16 protein-coding genes are annotated in these 19,072 nt (G+C 64.4%); 5 read left to right on the top strand and 11 right to left on the bottom strand.

What is annotated here, in order from left to right:
- Window positions 1-2 precede the first annotated feature (2 nt).
- From PXJ20_RS23915 to PXJ20_RS23890, 6 genes are all read right to left on the bottom strand, one after another.
- On the bottom strand, window positions 3-2,390 hold the full coding sequence (locus PXJ20_RS23915; RefSeq protein ID WP_199540873.1) for an efflux RND transporter permease subunit: 2,388 nt from the start codon (window positions 2,388-2,390) through the stop codon (window positions 3-5).
- A gap of 38 nt (window positions 2,391-2,428) precedes the next feature.
- A complete protein-coding gene (locus PXJ20_RS23910; RefSeq protein WP_421032641.1) occupies window positions 2,429-4,057 on the bottom strand; it encodes a DUF1302 domain-containing protein in 1,629 nt (542 codons plus the stop codon).
- An 80-nt stretch (window positions 4,058-4,137) separates the two neighbouring features.
- Complete coding sequence (locus tag PXJ20_RS23905; protein ID WP_126877023.1) at window positions 4,138-5,553, bottom strand: DUF1329 domain-containing protein; 1,416 nt, start codon at window positions 5,551-5,553, stop codon at window positions 4,138-4,140.
- Between the two features lie 204 nt (window positions 5,554-5,757).
- Entirely contained in the window at window positions 5,758-6,432 is a 675-nt protein-coding gene (locus PXJ20_RS23900) for a cytochrome b (protein WP_017775066.1), read from the bottom strand.
- A 32-nt stretch (window positions 6,433-6,464) separates the two neighbouring features.
- The gene (locus tag PXJ20_RS23895; protein WP_421031885.1) at window positions 6,465-7,919 is read right to left on the bottom strand and encodes an aldehyde dehydrogenase family protein; all 1,455 of its coding nucleotides are present in this window, start codon (window positions 7,917-7,919) and stop codon (window positions 6,465-6,467) included.
- 38 nt (window positions 7,920-7,957) lie between these two features.
- Window positions 7,958-9,301, bottom strand: a complete 1,344-nt coding sequence (locus PXJ20_RS23890) for an aspartate aminotransferase family protein (protein WP_017775068.1) — start codon at window positions 9,299-9,301, stop codon at window positions 7,958-7,960.
- Window positions 9,302-9,727: 426 nt separating this feature from the next.
- On the opposite strand from PXJ20_RS23890, the gene PXJ20_RS23885 reads away from it, so the two are divergent.
- The 5 genes from PXJ20_RS23885 to PXJ20_RS23865 all read left to right on the top strand — a co-directional run bounded on the left by PXJ20_RS23885 (window position 9,728) and on the right by PXJ20_RS23865 (window position 14,057).
- A complete protein-coding gene (locus PXJ20_RS23885) occupies window positions 9,728-10,720 on the top strand; it encodes a helix-turn-helix domain-containing protein (RefSeq protein ID WP_017775069.1) in 993 nt (330 codons plus the stop codon).
- A gap of 280 nt (window positions 10,721-11,000) precedes the next feature.
- The gene (locus PXJ20_RS23880; protein WP_421031886.1) at window positions 11,001-11,321 is read left to right on the top strand and encodes a DUF4148 domain-containing protein; all 321 of its coding nucleotides are present in this window, start codon (window positions 11,001-11,003) and stop codon (window positions 11,319-11,321) included.
- Between the two features lie 290 nt (window positions 11,322-11,611).
- Window positions 11,612-12,655 (top strand): alpha/beta fold hydrolase, encoded by a 1,044-nt coding sequence (locus PXJ20_RS23875; protein WP_421031887.1) that lies wholly within the window; start codon window positions 11,612-11,614, stop codon window positions 12,653-12,655.
- A 14-nt stretch (window positions 12,656-12,669) separates the two neighbouring features.
- Entirely contained in the window at window positions 12,670-13,194 is a 525-nt protein-coding gene (locus PXJ20_RS23870) for a cytochrome P460 family protein (protein ID WP_421031888.1), read from the top strand.
- Window positions 13,195-13,310: 116 nt separating this feature from the next.
- Window positions 13,311-14,057, top strand: coding sequence for an alpha/beta fold hydrolase (locus PXJ20_RS23865; RefSeq protein WP_421032642.1), 747 nt, complete (start codon window positions 13,311-13,313; stop codon window positions 14,055-14,057).
- A 140-nt stretch (window positions 14,058-14,197) separates the two neighbouring features.
- Here PXJ20_RS23865 and PXJ20_RS23860 read toward each other — a convergent pair whose 3' ends face one another.
- The 5 genes from PXJ20_RS23860 to PXJ20_RS23840 are packed head-to-tail and all read right to left on the bottom strand — an operon-like array spanning window position 14,198 to window position 19,059.
- Window positions 14,198-15,244, bottom strand: a complete 1,047-nt coding sequence (locus PXJ20_RS23860; protein ID WP_421031889.1) for an ABC transporter substrate-binding protein — start codon at window positions 15,242-15,244, stop codon at window positions 14,198-14,200.
- Window positions 15,245-15,256: 12 nt separating this feature from the next.
- Complete coding sequence (locus PXJ20_RS23855) at window positions 15,257-16,393, bottom strand: NAD(P)/FAD-dependent oxidoreductase (protein ID WP_421031890.1); 1,137 nt, start codon at window positions 16,391-16,393, stop codon at window positions 15,257-15,259.
- Window positions 16,386-17,816, bottom strand: a complete 1,431-nt coding sequence (locus PXJ20_RS23850) for an FAD-dependent oxidoreductase (RefSeq protein ID WP_421031891.1) — start codon at window positions 17,814-17,816, stop codon at window positions 16,386-16,388. Before PXJ20_RS23850 ends, PXJ20_RS23855 begins: the two co-directional genes overlap by 8 nt.
- Entirely contained in the window at window positions 17,813-18,214 is a 402-nt protein-coding gene (locus tag PXJ20_RS23845; protein WP_421031892.1) for a (2Fe-2S)-binding protein, read from the bottom strand. The genes PXJ20_RS23850 and PXJ20_RS23845 overlap by 4 nt, the downstream gene beginning before the upstream one ends.
- A 50-nt stretch (window positions 18,215-18,264) precedes the next feature.
- Window positions 18,265-19,059: an ABC transporter permease gene (locus PXJ20_RS23840; RefSeq protein WP_017775078.1), complete on the bottom strand. Its 795-nt coding sequence runs from the start codon at window positions 19,057-19,059 to the stop codon at window positions 18,265-18,267.
- Window positions 19,060-19,072: the final 13 nt, after the last annotated feature.

Below are 19,072 nucleotides of genomic sequence, written 5' to 3'. Positions count from 1 at the left end.
GTTCAATGATGTTGGAGTCCGGTTGCGTGCACGGGGCGGCGGCGCGGGAAGAGCTTTTCGAGCCAGACGACCATGGCGGGCAGCGCGGTCATCGCCATCACCATGTTCACCATGAACATGAAGGCGAGCAGCTTGCCCATGTCGGCCTGAAATTTCAGCTGCGAGAACGACCACGTCGCCACGCCGATGGCGAGCGTGATGGCCGTGAAAATGGTGGCCGTGCCCACTTCGAGAATTGCGTGCTCGATGGCCTTCACGGTGGGCTGGCCGTTGGCCACGTGCAGCAACAGGCGGTTGTAGATATAGAACGCGTAGTCCACGCCGATGCCCACCGCGAGCACCATCACAGGCAGCGTGGCTACCGTGAGGCCGATCTGTAGTTCCTTCATGAACCAGTAGCCCACGAAGGTGCCCACCGTCAGCGGCAGACAGCACGCGATAACAGCGCGCAGATCGCGATAGACCAGGAACACCAGAATCACGATGGCCGCGTACACGTAAAGCATCATCGGCAGTTCGCTTCTGGCCACTTCGTCGTTGATGGCGGCCAGCACGCCGGCATTGCCCGAGGCGAGCCGCATGCTCACGCCCGGCGGCGCGCTGGTGGTGCGGAACGCTTTCACCGCGTCGATGACGCGCTGGATCGTGGTGGCCTTGTGGTCGGTGAGGAAGAGGTTCACGGCGGTCATGCTGCAGTCTTTGCGCATCGTGCCGCGCACGCGGGCAATTTCCGTGGAGAGCGCGGCGTAATTGGCAGGGTCGATGGGCACCACGCTCATCTTCGGATTGCCTTCGTTATAGCCTTCGTTGTAGAGCCTCAATTGTGCGGAGTAAGACGCTGCGGAAAGCACGCCGTCCACGTGCTGCATGGCCCACGTAAAGCGGTCCTGGTAGAGGCCGATGTTGACGTTGTTGCAACTCTCCGGCGGCGCTTCGAAGATCACCGTCAGCCAGTCGAGGCCCGTATCGAAGTTGCTGGAGATAGCTACGGCGTCGCGGTTAAAACGTGCATCGGCGCGTAGTTCGGGAGCGCCTGGCTGCAACGTGCCCACCACGCGATCGCGGCCTTGCCATACCGCCACCGCGAAAACGCAGGCGGTGAGCGCCAGCACGACGAGCGCATTGCGCGGTTCCGCCACGCGAGCCACCACGCGCAGCCAGGACGCCTGGTGTTCGCGGCGAACCAGCGCCTTGTCCGCGTAGGCTTTGCTCACGTTGAAGAAGGAGGCCGCCACGGGCAGCATCACGAGGTTCGTGACGATCTTGTACGCCACGCCGAGCGAAGCCGCGATGGCCAGCTCCCGCACCATCGGAATGGGGATCAAGAGCAGCGTGATGAACGAGACGAACGCCGTGACGAGCGCGAGCGTGCCGGGAATCAGCAGTCCGCTGAAGCTGTCGCGGCACGCGTCGAAGTTGGAATGCCCATGCGAAATGCCGCGCACGATGTAGTTGATCTGCTGCACGCCATGCGACACGCCGATGGCGAACACAAGAAACGGCACGAGCACCGCGAGCGGATCGAGCCCGAAGCCGAGCAGGCGCAGCGTGCCGAACTGCCAGACCAGCGACGTGAGCGAACACAGAACGGGGAGCAGGGTAAAGCGCAGCGAGCGGCAGTACCAGTACACGGCGGCGGCCGTGAGCAGCAACGCAATGGCGCAGAACTTGAGCACGGAACGCGCGCCGTCGGCGATGTCGCCTATCTGCTTGGCGAAACCGATGATCTGGATTTCGAAGTCGCCGTCTTCGAACTTCGAACGAATGCGCTGTTCGAGCAGATGGTTGTAATCCACGTAGTCGAGCTTGGCGCCGTGGGCGTCGTATTCGAGCAGCTCGGCGGTGATCATCGCGCTCGTTTCGTCGCGCGAGACCAGCGTGCCGACGAAGCCCCCTTGTCTTGCCGCGCGCCGGATATTGCCGATGGTTTCGCTATCGAGTTGCGCGGGCGTGATCGTGCTGTCGATCAGCGGGTCCGCGCGAAAGCCGTCCTCGGTAATTTCATTCACGAAGCTGTTGGGCGTCCACAGCGACTGCACGCCCAGTCGTTCGATGTTGGGCAGGAAGATGACCGCCTGCGTCACGTCGTAAAGCCGCTTGAGCGCCGCGGCATTCCAGATGTTGCCGTGGCGTGCTTTGACGACGATGTTCAGGCGGTTCGCTCCCAAGGTGTCGTTGCGATATTTCTCGAACGTCTGGATGTACTCGTGCCCGACGGGCATCTGCTTGTCGAAGCCCGCATCCATGCGCAACTGCGTGGCGAACCACGCCATGACGAGCGTGAACACGGCGAGGGCGGCAAGAATGAGGCGCCGGTGAGAAAAGACGAATGCTTCGAAGCGGAGCACGGCGCGTTGCAGCGCCGTGGTGGTGTCGGGCGGAGTGGGCATGGCGCGGGAACGGTTTGCTTGAGAGGGGACGGCTTCGGTCAGAAGTTGCGCGACAGCGTGAGGCCGACGAAATTGCGGTCGCGATATGGCTGGTCGAATACGCTCTTGCCGCCGAAGAATGCGGAGTAGTTGATGGCGGCCTGCCAGTTCGCCGGGTTCTGGATGAACGTCACGACGAGATTGACCGACTTCGCGCCTTCCATGAACTGGCCCACGGCATTCGGCGTTCTACCGCTCACGGCCTGGAAGTAATAGACCTCGGGAATCACCTGCCAGCCCGGAATCAGTTTGCCGTCGTACACCCAGCTGAAGTCCAGGTTATAGCCCCACGACGTTTTCGTGCCCACGGGCCTGGGCGTGCCGTTGGCGCTGTACTCCTGGCCCCATCCCCATGCGCCTGCGGAAATCGGGTCGTTGCCGTAGTACTGCTTGAGGCCCGGGTAGCTCACCACCACGGCTTCGGCCATGAGCGTGGCGGTGTCCGCCCCCAGCAGATTCAGGATGGTGTGGGCGTTGCTGGGCGTGAGGCTCAGCATGCCCGTAAGGTGCCACTGAAACTTCTTTTCGTTGGCCCAGCAGTTGCCGTTGTTCGACGCGCAGCCGCTCACGGCCGGGTTGAGCGCGACGGCATCGCGCGGGCGATACGACAGTTCGGTGCCGATGGCCCAGTCGCCTATCGGCATGTTCGCGCTGATGCCGAAGAGGCGCCGGTCTTCGGCATACGCCCAGCCCGAATGGCCCGTGCCGCCCGCGTTCGTGCTGAAATTCGGCGACTTGTCGTTGTAGCTCATCACGTAGAAGCCGAGATTCACCGGCGTGCCCGCGGGCTGCCAGCGCAGCGCGGTGCCCCATTGCCCGCCATTCTTCGGCTTGACCTCGATGAGCCCGTAGGCGTCGTGGCCCCGGCCCATGCCGTTGGCGAACGACCAATAGCTGCCCGAAGGCGGCAGGTAGTTGCCGTTCCAGTTGCTCTGGATATAGGTCTCCAGATTGAGCCCGTGGCCGAGGCCCGTTGCGAAGCTCGCGATAGGTGCGGGAAGCACCGCTTCTTTCAGCTGCGTGCCCGGCTGCGAGAGGCGCATCACGTCGATGGCATTGGTGGCGTTGATGCCGCCCGGCAGGAACAGGCTTTCGCCCCAGCTGATGACCTGATTACCCACGCGCACGCGCGCCGTTTCGCCGAACAGCTGAAACGACTTGCTGACCCAGAGGTCGAGCAGGCGAGCCTTGAAACGCAGGTCCGAACTCGCATCGGACGCCTGGCCGCTCGTGAGATACGACGGTGTGGCCGGGCTCAGGTAGCCGGTGGTGTGCGTGGCGGTGAAGTCGCGTATCCAGTTCACGCGGCCGAGGAAGGTGAAGTCGTCCGGCATCTTGAGCAGCAGTTCGTGACTGCCTTTCAGGTACGTCGTGAACGCATCGCCTTTGGCGTAGTTCAGGTTGCCCTGATCGCCCATGGAAGACGTGGGCGCGAGGCAGCCGGCCGGGGCGCCTGCTCCGGTCGCGCCCGCCGTAATGAGATCGCAGGCGGGCGACTTGGCGCGTATGCCGGTACCTACCGAGATGGTCGAATCGAAACTGCCTCTTACGTCGCTGAACTCGAAGTCGGCGGCTTGCGCGCCGACTGCTGAAAGCAGACCGCAGACGGATGCGGCGGCCGTGCGCATGCGAATCCCCTGGACACCGGACATGGTTGATCTCCTTGGCTTGTCTGTTTGTTGTGGGCGCTGGAACGATTTGGAACGACTCAGCGCTCGCTGATGGCGCGCAGGTTTTCAGCGGTGTAGAAGTCGGCGCGCATGCGCGGCCCCGTGGGTTCCGTGAAATAGCGGACGTCCTTGCCGACGCCGGCCGCATGCGTATCGAACACGTAGCGGCCTTCGGCCAGGTTGTTCTGCACCATGGCCATCACGTCGCAGGTGCCGGTTTCGTAGACGGGAATGAGGAAGCCTTCGCGCATCTTGGCAAGCTTGTCCTGACCGTCGAAGTCGTCCATCAGCACGGGGGCCCAGCTGTCTTCGTCCAGGTACACCACGCGCCGCGGGGCCGAGTGCCGCATGCCGGCCTTCACCGTGGCTTCGACCACCCACACGCGATGCAACTCGTAGCGGCGATGGCTCGGCGCGATGAAGTTGTTCTGGGCGATGTCTTCGAACTTCGACTGGAAGTCGAAGGCGCCGAAGTCGTTGTAGGGCACGTAGATTTCCTTCTTGCCCACGAGCTTCCAGTTGAAGCGGTCCAGCGCGCCGTTGAACACGTTCGGTTCGTCCAGCGTGTACTGGTTTTCCATGCCGATCTGCGGCGCGTCATGCGAGTAGGCCGGCATGCGGCGCACGCGGCGCTGGCCCGGGAAGTAATAGAACGTCTCGTTTTCCGGCTGGTTCAGATACTGCGTGATGGCGAGTGCCTGGCCCGCGAGCGCCGTGGGCGAGAGATAGGCGAAGTACACATAGAACTCGACGGGCGGGTAGGACGAGAGCGCGTGCGATCCTTTCTCGCCCCACGGAATGAAGAGCGTCTGCTCGGACTCGGCACGAATCCATTCGCTGCCGCCGCGGCGTGGCGACACGGCGGTGATGGTCTTCTTGTAGTCGATGCCTACGCCGCGATAGCGCAGCTTCGCGTTCCACATGGCTTCCACGCCGGTGGATGGAATGGGGAACGGGTAGCCCGGTACGGTGGCGTCCTTGATGCTCCAGCCGTCGTCGTTGAGTTTGGCCGTGCCCACGTTCTTGCGCGTGTTGGCCGCAACGAAGTCGGGCACGCCGCAGGTGCGGTGCGAAGGGTAGACGTCCATGCGATAGCCCTTCGTTTGCCGGATCATGGCGGCCTCGCCGGCGGAAAGGTGGTCCGCGTATTTATCGACGTTCGAGGCATCGATGGAAAAGAGCGGCTTTTCGTCCTTGTGCTTCCAGTACGCGAGGCGCAGCTTGCCCCATTCCCAGCCGGGCAACGGCGCTTCGGCGCCCTGCCACGCGGGAATGGTGCCGTCCTTGTTGGCTTCTTTTTCCGCGCCCGATGGCGTGAGCCGGTCCAGTGCAGCCGGGTCCGCGCCCACGGCCATGCCGGTGCCGAAAAGGAGGCTGGCGGCGAGCGTGGCGCTCAGTGTGGTTTTCAGGGTGGTGCTTGCACAGGCGGTGCGCCGGAATCGTTTTGTCTTCATGTCGTTTCCTCGAGTGAGTTGAATCGCTTTCAATGCTTGCGGATGGAGTGGGCGCGATCTGCACATGCGTGGGAACGACCGGCATTTCGCGGACGAACGCATCCCTCACGAAGCCGGCCTCAAGGCGGAGAGACTCCAGCCTTGAGCGCGGTGCTTCGTGATTTCGGGATCGCTTCGGAAGTACGGGAACGGCTTGCGGCGGGACTAACGGTGGTTGGGCTGAGTGGCGGCAGTGGGCGCCCCGGTGGCGGGTTCGTCGTGCTGCGCGAGCGGCAGCATGCGTTTGAGCACCGCGTCTTTACGCACGAAGTGATGCACGAGCGCCGCGCCCGCATGAATCACGACGAGCGGCCAGGCCACCCATTGGCCGATGAAGCTGTGCACGGCCCACATCACGTCTTCCAGACCCGTTACGGAGAGACCGAAGATCGACCGGATCCACGCCGCGAACGCCGTGTTCCGGCATGCGGGAATGACGAAGAAGCCGAAGTTCGTGGGGTCGTAGGTGGTCATGTAGCCTGAAACGGGCATCAGAATCAGCAGGGCGTAGAGCGCCCAGTGCGCCACGTCTGCTGCGCGGTTCTCGATGCGCGAATGCGAAAGGTGACGCGGCACGATGCCGAAGATCCGCCATAGCAGGCGGGGCAGCGTGAGAAACGCGATCGTGATGCCCAGAATCCAGTGGATGTTGAGAATGGGCACCACGCGCGCTGCGTTCGGCGTGGTGCCGAAGAGGGCGGGCTTGATGCTCGTCTCCGGGTCGACGAACCAGATGACGTAGTAGACGACCACATACGCGGTAATGAACGCCGCGGCGGTCAGCCAGTGGAACAGCATCGAGACATTGCCGTAGGACTCCAGCGTGTTTCTCCAGCGCATGGCGGTCTCCTTTGTCGAGGGTGGCGAAAAGCTCAGGAGGGCAGTAGAACCGTGATCACTTTCTCTTCGGTGTAGGCGAGCGCGCCGGTGATGCCGCCTTCGCGGCCTATGCCGCTGCTTTTGAGGCCGCCCCACGGAAGATTCGCATCCAGCGGGCTCCAGCAGTTCACGCCGACCGCGCCCACCTTCACCTGATGCGCGACGCGGTGCGCGCGCGTGAGATCGTTGGTCCAGAGCGTGGCCGCCAGTCCGTAGTCCGAATCGTTGGCGATGGCCACGGCTTCTTCTTCGGTATCGAACGCGATGATCGTGCCGACCGGGCCGAAGATTTCCTCTCGTGCGATGGTCATGCCGTTGTTCGCGCCGGCGAAGACAGTCGGTTTCACGAACCATCCCTTCTCAGGCTGGGAGACGCCGCCCACGAGCAGCTCAGCCCCTTCGTCGAGGCCGGCCTGAATGTAGCGGTTCACGCGTTCGAATTGCTGCTGCTTCGCGAGCGGTCCCATCTGCACGCCGGGCTCGCGCGGGTCGCCCACCTTGATGGTGGCCGCGGCTTCGGCCATCGCTGCGGCGAAGCGCTGGACGAGGCTGCGCTGCACGAGAATGCGCGAGCCCGCGGCGCAGACCTGCCCCTGGTTCACGAAGATGCCGAGGGCGCAGCCGCGCACGGCTTCGTCGAACGGCGCGTCTTCGAATACGATCTGCGGGCTCTTGCCGCCCAGCTCCAGCGTCACGCGTTTGAACTGCGCGCCGGCAATGCGCTGAATGGTGCGGCCGGCTTCGGGGCTGCCCGTGAAGCTGATCTTCGCGACGTCCGGGTGCTCGCATAGCGCCCGACCCACTACGTCGCCGCGCCCCGTGACCACGTTCACGACGCCATCGGGAAAGCCGGCTTCCTTGCACAGCGCGGCGAGATGCAGCGCGGACTGCGGCGTTTCTTCTGCCGGCTTGATGACCACCGTGCAGCCCGCGGCGAGCAAGGCCGCAAGCTTCCAGGTGGTAATCATGAGCGGCGCGTTCCACGGCACGATGGCGCCCACCACGCCGACGGGCTCGCGCACGGTGTACGAAAGCGTCCTGTTTCCCATGTAGCCCGCGGTGGGAATGGTCCGGCCTTCCAGCTGGTTTGCCCAACCCGCCGCGGCACGCAGGTTGGCGACAGCGTTCGGCACGTCCATCATGCGCGGCTCGATGGGCGAGCGGCCAATCGCGCGGGCGTCCATGTCGGCGAGCAGCGTCGTGTCGCGTTCGACCAGATCGGCGAGCCGGATCAGCAGACGCGCGCGCTGTGCGCCGTCCAGCGTGCGCCATGCACCACCGGACAATTGCGCGCTGGCCGCGGCGACGGCGCGTTGCACGTCTTCGGCGGTGCCTTCTGCGGCGCTCGCGTATTCGCGTTCGTCAACCGGATTCAGGAGGCGCATGCGGCCGCCGTCGGAGGCATCGGCCGGTGCGCCGTTAATGAAGTGCTTCAGGTTCTGGCTCATGCTCATGAATTCATTGGGCGTAGAGAACGTTGGCCGCTTTAGCGGACGAACGGCACTTCCTTGAAGGCGGCATCGAGCGCGGACACGATGCGGTCGATCTCGGGCCGCTGGATCACGAGCGGCGGCGACAGGATGATCTTCGTGCCCACCGGACGCACGATCGCGCCGTTGCGGCGCGCCACTTCCGCGACGTTGTAGGCGTAGCCCGACATCGGGCTGATGGGCTCGTGCGTGGCCTTGTCGTTGACGAGGTCGATGGCGAGCATGAGACCTTTGCCGCGCACTTCGCCAATGGCTTCGAAGCGATCGGCGAACGGCTGCAATGCTTCGAGCAGATAGGCGCCCTGCTTGCCGGCGTTGCCGGGCAGATCTTCGCCCACCACGATGTCGAGGCTCGCGAGTGCGGCGGCGCAACCCACGGGATGGCCCGCGTACGTGTAGCCGTGCATGAGTTGCCCGGAGAAGTCCTGATTGGTTTCGAAGGCCTGCGCCACGCGGTCGTTGAATACCGTGGCGCCCAGCGGCACGTATCCGGAAGACAGACCCTTGGCGAAGCACATGAAGTCCGGCTTGACGCCCCAGCCGCGCACGCCAAAGAGGCTGCCGGAACGTCCGAATCCCGTGACCACTTCGTCGGCGATCAGCAGGACGCCGTACTTGTCGCATACGGCGCGCACTTTGGGCCAGAAGCTTGCGGGCGGCACGATCACGCCGCCCGCGCCCTGAACCGGCTCGGCGATGAAGGCGGCGACGGTGTCCGGGCCCTGGAACTGGATCTCGCGGTCCAGCAGATCTGCACACAACGTCGACAGTTCTTCCGGGTCGCTCGTGAACGGATTGCGATACACCCAGGGGTTCTGCACCTGGAAGCAGCCGGGGATGAGCGGCTCGTAGTTGCGGCGGAAAACGGCGTTGCCATTGACCGATGCGCTCAGGAAGTGACTGCCGTGGTAGCCCTCTTTGAGCGAGATGAATTTCGTGCGGTCTTTCTGACCCAGGATTTTCCAGTACTGGCGCGCCAGCTTCAGCGCGGTTTCGGTGGAGTCCGAACCGTTGGAGCTGAACACCACGCGCTTCATTTCTTCGGGCGCGAGCACTTCCATCAGACGTGCGGAAAGCGCTTCGGCGGGCGGGTTCGACACGCCGTCGAACAGCTGGAAATACTCGAGCTGATCGAGCTGCTTCACGATGGCCGCCTTGACCTCGGGGCGGTTGTGCCCCACGTTGACGTTCCACAGTCCGCCCACGCCGTCGACGAAGCGGTTGCCGGATTCGTCGAAGACGTAGCAGCCGTCGCCGCGAACAATGCGCAAAGGCTTGCGTTCCTTCATCGCAGCGGGGTGCATCATGGGGTGCCAGAAGCGGGCGTTTTCGTAAGTCATCGTGTCTCCGTGCAGTGCATTGAAGCGCCACGAGGCGCAACGGGTGTGCTCGAGCGGGCGTGAGGCGGGTGCTATGCCCGACGCTCGCCGTGTGAACGAAGTTTCATTGCGAACACCGGCACGGCGGTATCCCAAATGAGCAAGTTCGAAGGTCGCTTCGTGTGTCGAGGTCGCCTCAACGGCTGCGAAGTGAAGTGCCGTTGTCACCGCGCTGGTGCCTGTGCACTCTTTTGCGCCAAGGTGGCCCGGCGTGCACGCGCGCAAGGCGTGCAGCGCGACGGGTTATCCCTGGTAGAACGTCGCGAATGCAGGTGGGCACAATCACGGCATCCCCGATGTTGGCTGGCACGGTCTGTGCATCGACGTTTAGGAATGCGTCGGAGTGATTCTTTGGGAACCCGTTCATACAACAGGTAATTCAACGTCATGAATCAAAGCATCAACCGATTCCAGGACGTGCATATGCATGCCTGTGCCGTGCGGGACTGGAATCAGACTTATAGCCAGATATCGGCGGGGCCGCTGGAAAGCTCGTTGATGCAACTGAAAAGCACGCGCACTCATGTGTTTCGCGAGCGGATCAGCCAGCGTGTCGTGCAGCACGGTGAAGCGCCGAAGGGCAAGATGTGTTTCGCGATTCCTACAGCCGTGTCGGGCGCAATCCGCATGCAGGGCCGCGAGGCTGACGAGAACAGCATCTTCGTGCTGCGTGGCGGTGAAGAATTCATGTTCCATATGCCGATGGGTATGGACATGCTCTCCATCACGTTCGACGGCGAACTGTTCGAAAGCGCGCTGGAAGCTACGCCTTCGCCGGGCGACATCCGCACGCTGTTACGGCAGCCTGTCATCAAGGTGCCGTCAAAACGGCTCGCACAATGCCGTGACCAACTGCTGGCGCTCTTTTTGAGCGCGCTCGCGATGGACCCGTTGGAGTCATCGGGCGCATCAGGCGCATCAGGCGCAGCGGATTCATCGAACGACGGGCCGGACCTCGAACGAAGTCTCGAGCAGGAGATGCTCGACGGTCTGCTCCAACTGTTGACGGACCCGACATGTGACCGCAACCAGCGCCCGGGGAGTTCGACGCAAAGCTTCATCGTGGATAAGTGCCATCGGTTGACCGTATCGGACGCCGCGAACGCACCGAGCGTGATCGAACTGTGTCAGCGGTTGCAGATCAGCAGGCGCACCGTGCAGAACAGTTTTCGCACCGTGGCGGAAACGACGCCGGTGAAGTATCTGCGCTCTGTGCGGCTCAACGGCGTGCGCCGCGAGTTGATGGCAACGCGCGCCAGTGACCTCGCCATTGGCGACGCCGCCGCCAACTGGGGCTTCTTCCATATGAGCCATTTCGCCGCCGACTATCAGGAACTGTTCGGCGAATTGCCTTCGCAGACGAGACGGGGCGGCCGCTAGTCGTAGCCGTTTGTCTGTCGCGCGCCAGGCCGCGCAACCCTTTCCTCACATCCCGATGCACGGCGCCGCCCGGCGCCGCTTTGTATCGTTGTGTATCCGCGGCAAAAAAAGACAAGAACGCATACATAAACGCCGCTTCGCGGAAACAAGCCGGATACGTCGAGCGATTCAAATACACCCATGCCAGTTGGCGATGCCGCAAAGCGGCCCTCACGCCAACCGGATACCGGGCGCCACGCGGGTGTGGCGTGAATCAACTCGATACTCACAGGTGAAAACCATGAAGCTCGTCCAGTCGCTGATCGTTGCCGCTGTTGTCGCCGTTCCCGCCGTTTCGTTTGCTCAATCCAGCCAGCCGATCACGCGTGCGCAGGTTCGGGCGGAACTCGTTCAACTCGAGAAGGCCGGCTACAACCCGGCGGATGACTACACCCAGTACCCCGCGAACATCCAGGCCGCCGAAGCGCGCGTGAGTGCCCAGAACCGCGACGCGGCCTCGGCTTATGGTCCCGTTATCACCGGTTCCTCGTCGTCGGGCTCGCGTGCGACCTCTGCGCAAGACACGATTCCGGGATTCGAGCCGATCTACGCGCACTCCTGAATCGTGCGTGTCGGGCTCAGAGCGATGCGGTCCATGGCGTGAGGGATGCCCGATCGCCGGACAACATGCCTATGTACGGTCCGGTGTTCGAGGCGAGCGCTCTAATACCGAGGTATAGGCGCCTCATGACAAGGCGTGCGCCGCTTCTCCCCTCGATGAACATCGTGCATTAGATCTTCTCCTTGAGCTTCGACCATCAACGGCGATCGCGTTTGAGAAGAACGCAGATCGGCAGACTTGCCGCGGCTCGCGGCATGACGAACTAACTCATCTTTTTTGGGGATACGACTATGTCTGATCAGATCGACGCGCGGCGTCGCCGCGTATTGGGTACCACCATCGCCGGCCTTGCCGTGCTGGGTTCGGGACTGAGCGAAATGGCGCGCGCCCAATCGGCCCCGGCCGCAGCGGGTTTGACGCCCGCCGGAGGGGGCGCGCTATTCGGCACGCTGCGCCAGGTGGATGCCAACCGGCTCAGCATCGGATACGTAGAGGCAGGGCCGGCGAACGGTCCGGTCGTCATCCTGCTGCATGGGTGGCCCTACGATGTTTTCAGCTTTGCCGAAGTGACACCCATACTCGTCTCGGCCGGTTATCGCGTGCTCGTGCCGTACCTTCGCGGCTACGGGCCGACGCGATTCCTGTCGGCAGATACGCCGCGCAACGGTCAGCAAGCCGTCGTCGCGGTCGACGTCATCGCGTTCATGGACGCCTTGAAAATCAGGCAGGCGGTGATTGGCGGGTTCGACTGGGGCGGCCGTACCGCCGACATCGTTGCGGCGCTTTGGCCCGAGCGGTGCAAGGCGCTGGTTTCCGTGAGCGGCTATCTGATCGGCAGCCAGGAGGCAAACAGGAAGCCGCTGCCGCCGCAGGCCGAACTGGCCTGGTGGTATCAGTTCTATTTCGCGACCGACCGCGGCGAAGCAGGCTATGCAGCCAACCGCTTCGAATTCAACAAGCTGATCTGGCGCCTTGCCTCGCCGCAATGGCATTTCGACGACGCAACGTACGCGCGCTCGGCCGAGTCGTTCAACAACCCCGACCACGTCGCCATCGTCATCCACAACTATCGCTGGCGTCTGGGTCTCGCGCAGGGCGAATCGCAATACGACGAAGTCGAGAAAAAGCTCGCTACGTCGCCCGATATATCGGTGCCCACCATCACGATGGAAGGCGACGCCAATGGCGCACCGCATCCGCAGCCTTCGGCGTACGCGAAGAAGTTCACGGGCAAGTACCAGCATCGGAACATCAGCGGCGGCATTGGGCACAACTTGCCGCAGGAAGCGCCCAGGGCATTCGCCGACGCGATTCTCCAGGTCCAGCATCTGTAATGCGGGAGCGCAGGATGAAATCGAAATGGCGCAGCATCGGCGCGTTGCTGGCGGGCGGCCTGCTCGGGCTCACGGCATTGACGAGTGATGGCGCGACTGCTGACGACGCGCAAACGACAGCAGCCGCGTCGCCCATTTACGGCGTGACGATTCCAAAGGGCTATCGCGAATGGCAGATGATCGCGCCCGCCGCGGAAGCGGCACCGCTCGACGAGTTGCGCGTGGTGCTCGGCAACGAGACAGCGATCAAGGCCATCAGGAATGCCACGTTGCCGTTTCCGGACGGGACGATTCTGGTCAAGCTCGCTTACCGGAAAAAGCAGTCCGATGCGTTCGCGCCCGCCACGGTGCCGGGCCAGCCCACGACGGTGCAGGTCATGGTGAAAGACGCGAAGCGCTACGCGTCCACCGGCGGATGGGGGTTTGGGCGTTTCATCAACGGCGTGCCGGTCGATCAAGCCCAGCATGAGACGTGCTTCGCGTGTCATGCCGCCCGCGTGAAGGACCACGATTACGTGTTCACGCGTTTTGCGCCGTGATGGCCGGACAGGGCACGACCTGGCGCGATAACCGTTGTAGCGCGCCCACCCGTTTTTCCAACCTGAAACGAGAGATGAAAATGATGTCCAAACTTTTTGGCGGCTTTCTAAAGTCCATGCTGATCATTGGCGCCGTTGCCACGGGAACGATGGCGCACGCCGAAGACACGAAGGACCTGAGCAACACCACGATCGTGCTGACGCACGGCGCGTTCGCCGACGGCTCCAGCTGGAGCCGCGTGATTCCTGTCCTCGAGGCAAAGGGGCTGCACGTGGTGGCCGTGCAGAATCCATTGAGTTCTTTAAACGACGACGTCGCGGCAACGAAACGTGTCGTGGATGAGCAGCCGGGCCGGGTCGTTCTCGTGGGGCATTCGTGGGCCGGCGTGGTCATCAGCGAGGCTGGCAACGACGACAAGGTCAAGGCGCTCGTCTACGTTTCGGCCTTTGCGCCGGACGCCAATCAATCGATTGCCGATATCACGAAGGACTTGCCCGCGCCGCCCTGGTCGAAAGAGCTGCACAAGGATTCCGCAGGCTATCTGACGCTCTCGGACAAGGCGATCCACCAGTTCTTCGCGCCGGACCTGCCGCTTGCCGGGCAGCGCATCGTGGCCGCCACGCAGGGGCCCTGGTACGCGGGCTGCCTCGACGAGAAGGTCACGCATCCGGCCTGGCGCGACCGGCCGTCCTACTTCGTGGTGAGCACCGAAGACCAGATGATTGCTCCCGCGCTGCAGGAGCGCATGGCGAAGGCCATTGGCGCTACCGTCACGCGTGTGCATGGCAGCCATGTTTCGCTCGTGAGCCATCCGCAAGCGGTTGCAAACGCGATTATCGAAGCAGCCGAACGTGCGGAGTAGCAGGTGAAGTCACACGCGTAACAGGCGCGTACGGCCTTGATGTGCGCGTGGCGAGTTGCGCGTGGGACTCGCCACTCGCCACGCGCAACTCGCCACGCGCGCTTTGACGGCACTGGGGCCGACCGGCCCGCCGTCGCTGCTTACTGCTCGATTTGCCGGTTCCAGCGCGAATCCCACTGCGCGCGGTGCGCGTTGATCACGTCCCAGTCCACCACTGTCACCTTCTTCACGAGCTGGTCCAGGTCGCCGAGGCTCCTTTGCATGTCGGGCGGCATGGTGGCGTTGCGGTTGGTGGGGATCTGCTTGCCGGCCACCGCGGCTTTGCTTTGCGCGGGCGCGGAAAGCAGGAACTGCGCGAGCTTCTGGGCAAGCTGCGGGTCAGGGTTGTTCTTCACGACGCACAGATCCACGAGCAGCAGCACCGCGCCTTCCTTCGGGTTCACGTAGGCCACGGGCAAGCCCTTGTCCTTCAGGTCGCCCACGGCGGTGGGCGTGAGCGGAAAGAGTCCTGCTTCGCCGGTCTGAATCATCTCCGAGAGCTTTGCCGAGTTCGGAATGTATTCGACAACGTTCGGCCCTACCGTGCTCGGCCACTTCGTGAAGGCTGGCTCCACGTTGCTTTCGCTGCCGCCCATCAGGCGATTGATGGCGAGAAAGCCATGCAGCCCGAACGTGCTGCTGGAAGCCGACTGGAACACCACTTTGCCCTTGTATTTCGGGTTCGCGAAGTCGAGCCACGAAGTGGGCGGCGCCCAGCCTTTGTCGGCGAACACTTTGGTGTTGTAGCCAATGCCGGTCATGCCGAGCTGCACGCCCGCGCCCATGTCGCCCTTCATGCGCGCGAAGGGATAAAGCTCCTTGAGCACGGGCGAATCGTCCAGCTTCTCGCACACGCCCATGCTGACCGCGCGCGCCATGACGCCGTCGTCGAGGAACGCCACGTGAATCTGCGGGCTGTTGCGGTTGGCGAGCAGCTTGGCGAGCACATCCGACGACGTGCCGGGCACGACCACCACCTTGGCGTTGTTGGCCTTCTCGAAGTCGGGCAGCACCTGGCTCGTATAGGCCTTCTCCATCGGACCGCCGTTCATGCCGATGTAGATCGTTTTCGTCTGCGCCGAGGCGAAAGTGGAACAGCCGAGCGCAACGAGTGCGGCCAGCGAGGCGAGCGTGCGTGTGAATTTCATCGTGTGAACTCCTTATTTGACGGGGAGAGCGGCATGAACAGAAGACTGCGTGAAGCGGCCGATGGCGAATGCTTCGATGGGCGTGCTCGTCGCGCCTTCGGTGACGAGTTCGGCCAGCACCTCGCCCACGCCCGGCGCGAGCAGGAAGCCGCCGCCCGAAAAGCCGAAGGCGTGCAACAGGCGCGGCGTGGTGTGGCTGGGTCCGATGATGGGGTTGCTGTCCGGCGTTTCGCCTTCCACGCCGCTCCACGTGCGGATGAGGAGCGCATTACGCAGCCCCGGCAGCAGCGCGCAGGCGTCGCGCATGACGGCGCGCGTGGTGTCGGTGGAGGGCTGGGCGTATTCGCCGTCGCCGTGTCCGCGCCCGCCGCCGATCACGCAGTTGCCGCGCTCCACCTGGCGCGCGTAGACGCCGCCGCCGTAGACGCCGAGGTTGTGCCGGATGAAACGCGGCAGCGGCTCGGTCACCCACATGTTCGGATAGATGGGCTTCATCGGCACGGTCTCGCCGAAACTGCCCGCCACCGTATTGGCCCAGGCGCCCGCGCAGTTGATGAGCCAGTCGGCGCTGACGCGTGCGTCGCCCGCTCGCATCTGGAAGCGGCGTCCGTCGAAGCCGAGGTCGGTTAGCGCGGTTTGCTCCTGCACGTGCGCTCCGGCACGGCGCGCCGCCGCCGCGAAGCCCGGCGAAACGAGCCGCGGATTCGCGTGGCCGTCGCTTGCGCAGAGCGAGCCGCCAATGGCGGCGCGGCCGAGCCACGGGTAACGGCGGCGAAACGCGTCGCCATGCATGACCTGCGACTCCACGCCGTATTCGCGCGCCATCGCGGCCCACGCGTGAAGCGCGTCGAGGTCGCTGTCGCGCCGCGCGAGCCGCAGGTGCCCCGACACCACGAATTCCCCGTCTATGCCGATCAGCTCCGGCAAGCGGTTCCACACGCGCCGCGCGCGCGCCGCGAGCGGCAACTGCTCGGCGGTGCGGCCCTGGGTGCGCACGCCGCCGTAGTTCACGCCGCTTGCCTGCGCGCCGCAAAAGCGGCGCTCGAAGAGCCCGACGCTCACGCCCTTGCGTGCCAGCGCGAGCGCAGCCGATGCGCCCACGAGCCCGCCGCCCGCAATCACGACCTGGAAGTGGCGCGTGTCACTCATCGTGTGCTTCCTCTTCCACGACCTGGACGCCGTCTTCGAACAGCATCGGCGAAATCGGAATGGGTTTGATGGGCGCCTGGCTGCGCAGGCGGCCCACTTCGTGCAACGGTTTGCCCGTTTCCGCGGCGAGGAGCGCCATGGCCGATTCGCCGCACATGCGCCCCTGGCAACGCCCCATGCCGATGCGCGTGAGCGCCTTCAGGCGATTCACTTCGGTGGTCGCGCCGCTGCGAATGCAGCTACGCAACGTGCCGGCCGTCACTTCCTCGCAGCGGCAGATGGTCAGGTCGTCGGGCCAGTTCGCGGCGCAGTGGCTGGGCGGCGCGAACGCGTGTTCGATGCCGGCGCGAAAGCGCGAGATGCGCGCGAGGCGCTTTTCCAGCGCCGCGGCAGTGGGCCATGGCGCGCCCTGCGGCGCGGCCATGCCGAGGTCTTCGAGCACCGCGAGCGCGGCGCGGCGGCCGCCGAGTTCGGCGGCGTCGGCGCCCGCAATGCCCGCACCGTCGCCGGCCAGGTAGACGCCTTTGACGGAACTGCGTCCGGCGACGTCGCGCTCGGGCAGCCAGCAGCGGTTGAGCGAGTCGAACACGAAGCGGCAGCCCGCGAGATCGGCAAGCTGCGTTTCGGGACGCAAGCCGTAGCCGAGGCCCACGGCGTCGCACGCGATTGCATGCGCTGTGCCGTCCGCTGCGTGCCAACGGATGGACTGCGCGGCGTGCTCGCCGTCGATCGCATCGAGCGACACACCGTGTTCGACGCGTATTCCGTGTGCCTTGAGCCAACCCAGGTAATACAGGCCTTTCGCGAACGTGCCGGGTTGGCTGAGCAGCTTCGGCGCGGCGGCAACCTCACGTGCGAACGGGCTCGTATCGAGCACCGCAGCCACCTGCGCGCCCGCTTTCGCGTACTGGTAAGCGACGAGATAGAGCAGCGGCCCGGTGCCAGCGAACACGGTGCGCCGGCCGATCGCGCAGCCCTGCGATTTCAGCGCCACCTGCGCGCCGCCGAGCGTGTAGACGCCGGGCAGGGTCCAGCCCGGCAGGGGCACGATGCGATCGGTCGCGCCGCTCGCGATGATCAGATGCGACCACGGCACGCTCGCTTCCCGGCCCTCGCGCAAGGTGTCGAGCCGCCCCGGCTCGCATGACCAGGCGAGCGTGTCGGGCCGATAGTCGATCTTCTGCAGCAGGTCGGCCATGGCGCGATGGAGCGCGTCGGCCTTCTTTGCTTCGAAGCCGTAGAGCGCGGATTTCGGGCGCGAGAAGCCTGCGTTCGCTGCGGGCTGGCGATAGATCTGCCCGCCCCAGCGGGCGTTTTCGTCGATCACGACGGGACGCAGCCCCGCGGCCGCGAGCGTTTGCGCGGCGCGCACGCCCGCAGGCCCCGCGCCGACAATCACGATGCGCGCCGACGCCGTGCTCATTGCGCCTCCGCTTCGTTTGATGCGTCGGTAGTTGCGTCGGTAGTTGCGTTGTTTGCCGCTTCGTTGTCCACGTCGCTGTGCGCGTCGCTGTGCACGTCGATGCGCGTCAGCACACGCATGCCTTCACGCAGCGGTGTCGAGCACGCGCGCAGCCGCGTGCCGTCTTCGCTGCGCACCCAGCAGTCCTGGCAAGCGCCGATCAGGCAGAAGCCCGCACGCGGCGCGTCGCTGAATTCGCTGCGGCGCACGTGCCGCTGCTGCGTGAGGATCGCGGTGAGCAGCGTGTCGCCCGCAAGCGCCTGCACTGGCACGCCGTCGAGAAAAAAAGTGACGCTCGCGCGCGCCGTTTCGGCGACGCGAACGAACTGCGGTAAGTGAAGCGGCGTGACGATGCTCATGAGAAGTCGGCGTGTAGCAGCGCGTAGGCGAAGGAAAAACCGGTCGGCGTTCAGTGCTGCCCGATCAGGATGCGGTTGAGCCCGTAGACGCGGTCGAGCAGCAGCATCGCGCCCGCCGTGATGCCGATCACGAGCGCGGAAACGGAGGCCATCATCGGGTCGATGGATTCCGTCGCGTACATGTACATGCGCACGGGCAGCGTGACGGTTTGCGGCGACGTCACGAAGATCGACATCGTTAGTTCGTCGAAGCTGTTGATGAACGCGAGCAGCCAGCCGCCGGTGATGCCGGGCACGATCATGGGCAACGTGATGCGGCGAAACGTGGTCCAGGCGTTCGCGCCGAGCGAGGAGGCCGCGTGTTCGATGCTGCGGTCGAGGCCGCTCACCGACGCCAGCACGAGCCGCATCACGAACGGCGTGATGACGATCATGTGCGCGAGAATCAGCCACGCGAACGAACCGGTCGCGCCAATCAACGCGAAGAAACGCAGCAGCGCAATGCCGAGCACGAGCCCAGGAATCACGAGCGGCGAAAGCAGCAGCGCGTTCAGGAAGCTGCGCCCCGGAAAACGCGCACGGCCGATGGCGAGCCCCGCAGGCAGCGCGATGACGAGCGAAAGCGTGGCCGACGCGAAGGCGAGCTTGATGCTGTTGAAGAACGCGGTAATGAAATCCGGGTAGTCGAGAATGGCGCGGAACCAGCGCAGCGAGAGCCCGTGCGTCGGCAGCGTCAGCGTTTCGTCGGGCGTGAAGGCCACCAGCACCACGATGACGAGCGGCGCCAGCACGAACAGAATGACGAGGCTGTGGAACGTAAGGGCGAGCGGTCCGTTTTTGCGCATGATGTGTGTCCTG

It is taken from the genome of Paraburkholderia sp. A1RI_3L, from assembly GCF_048957895.1.
In the GTDB taxonomy this organism is placed as follows: Bacteria; Pseudomonadota; Gammaproteobacteria; order Burkholderiales; family Burkholderiaceae; genus Paraburkholderia; species Paraburkholderia kururiensis.
The sequence above is the reverse complement of the archived record's forward strand: the minus strand, read 5'-3'. Positions and strand labels throughout refer to the sequence as shown.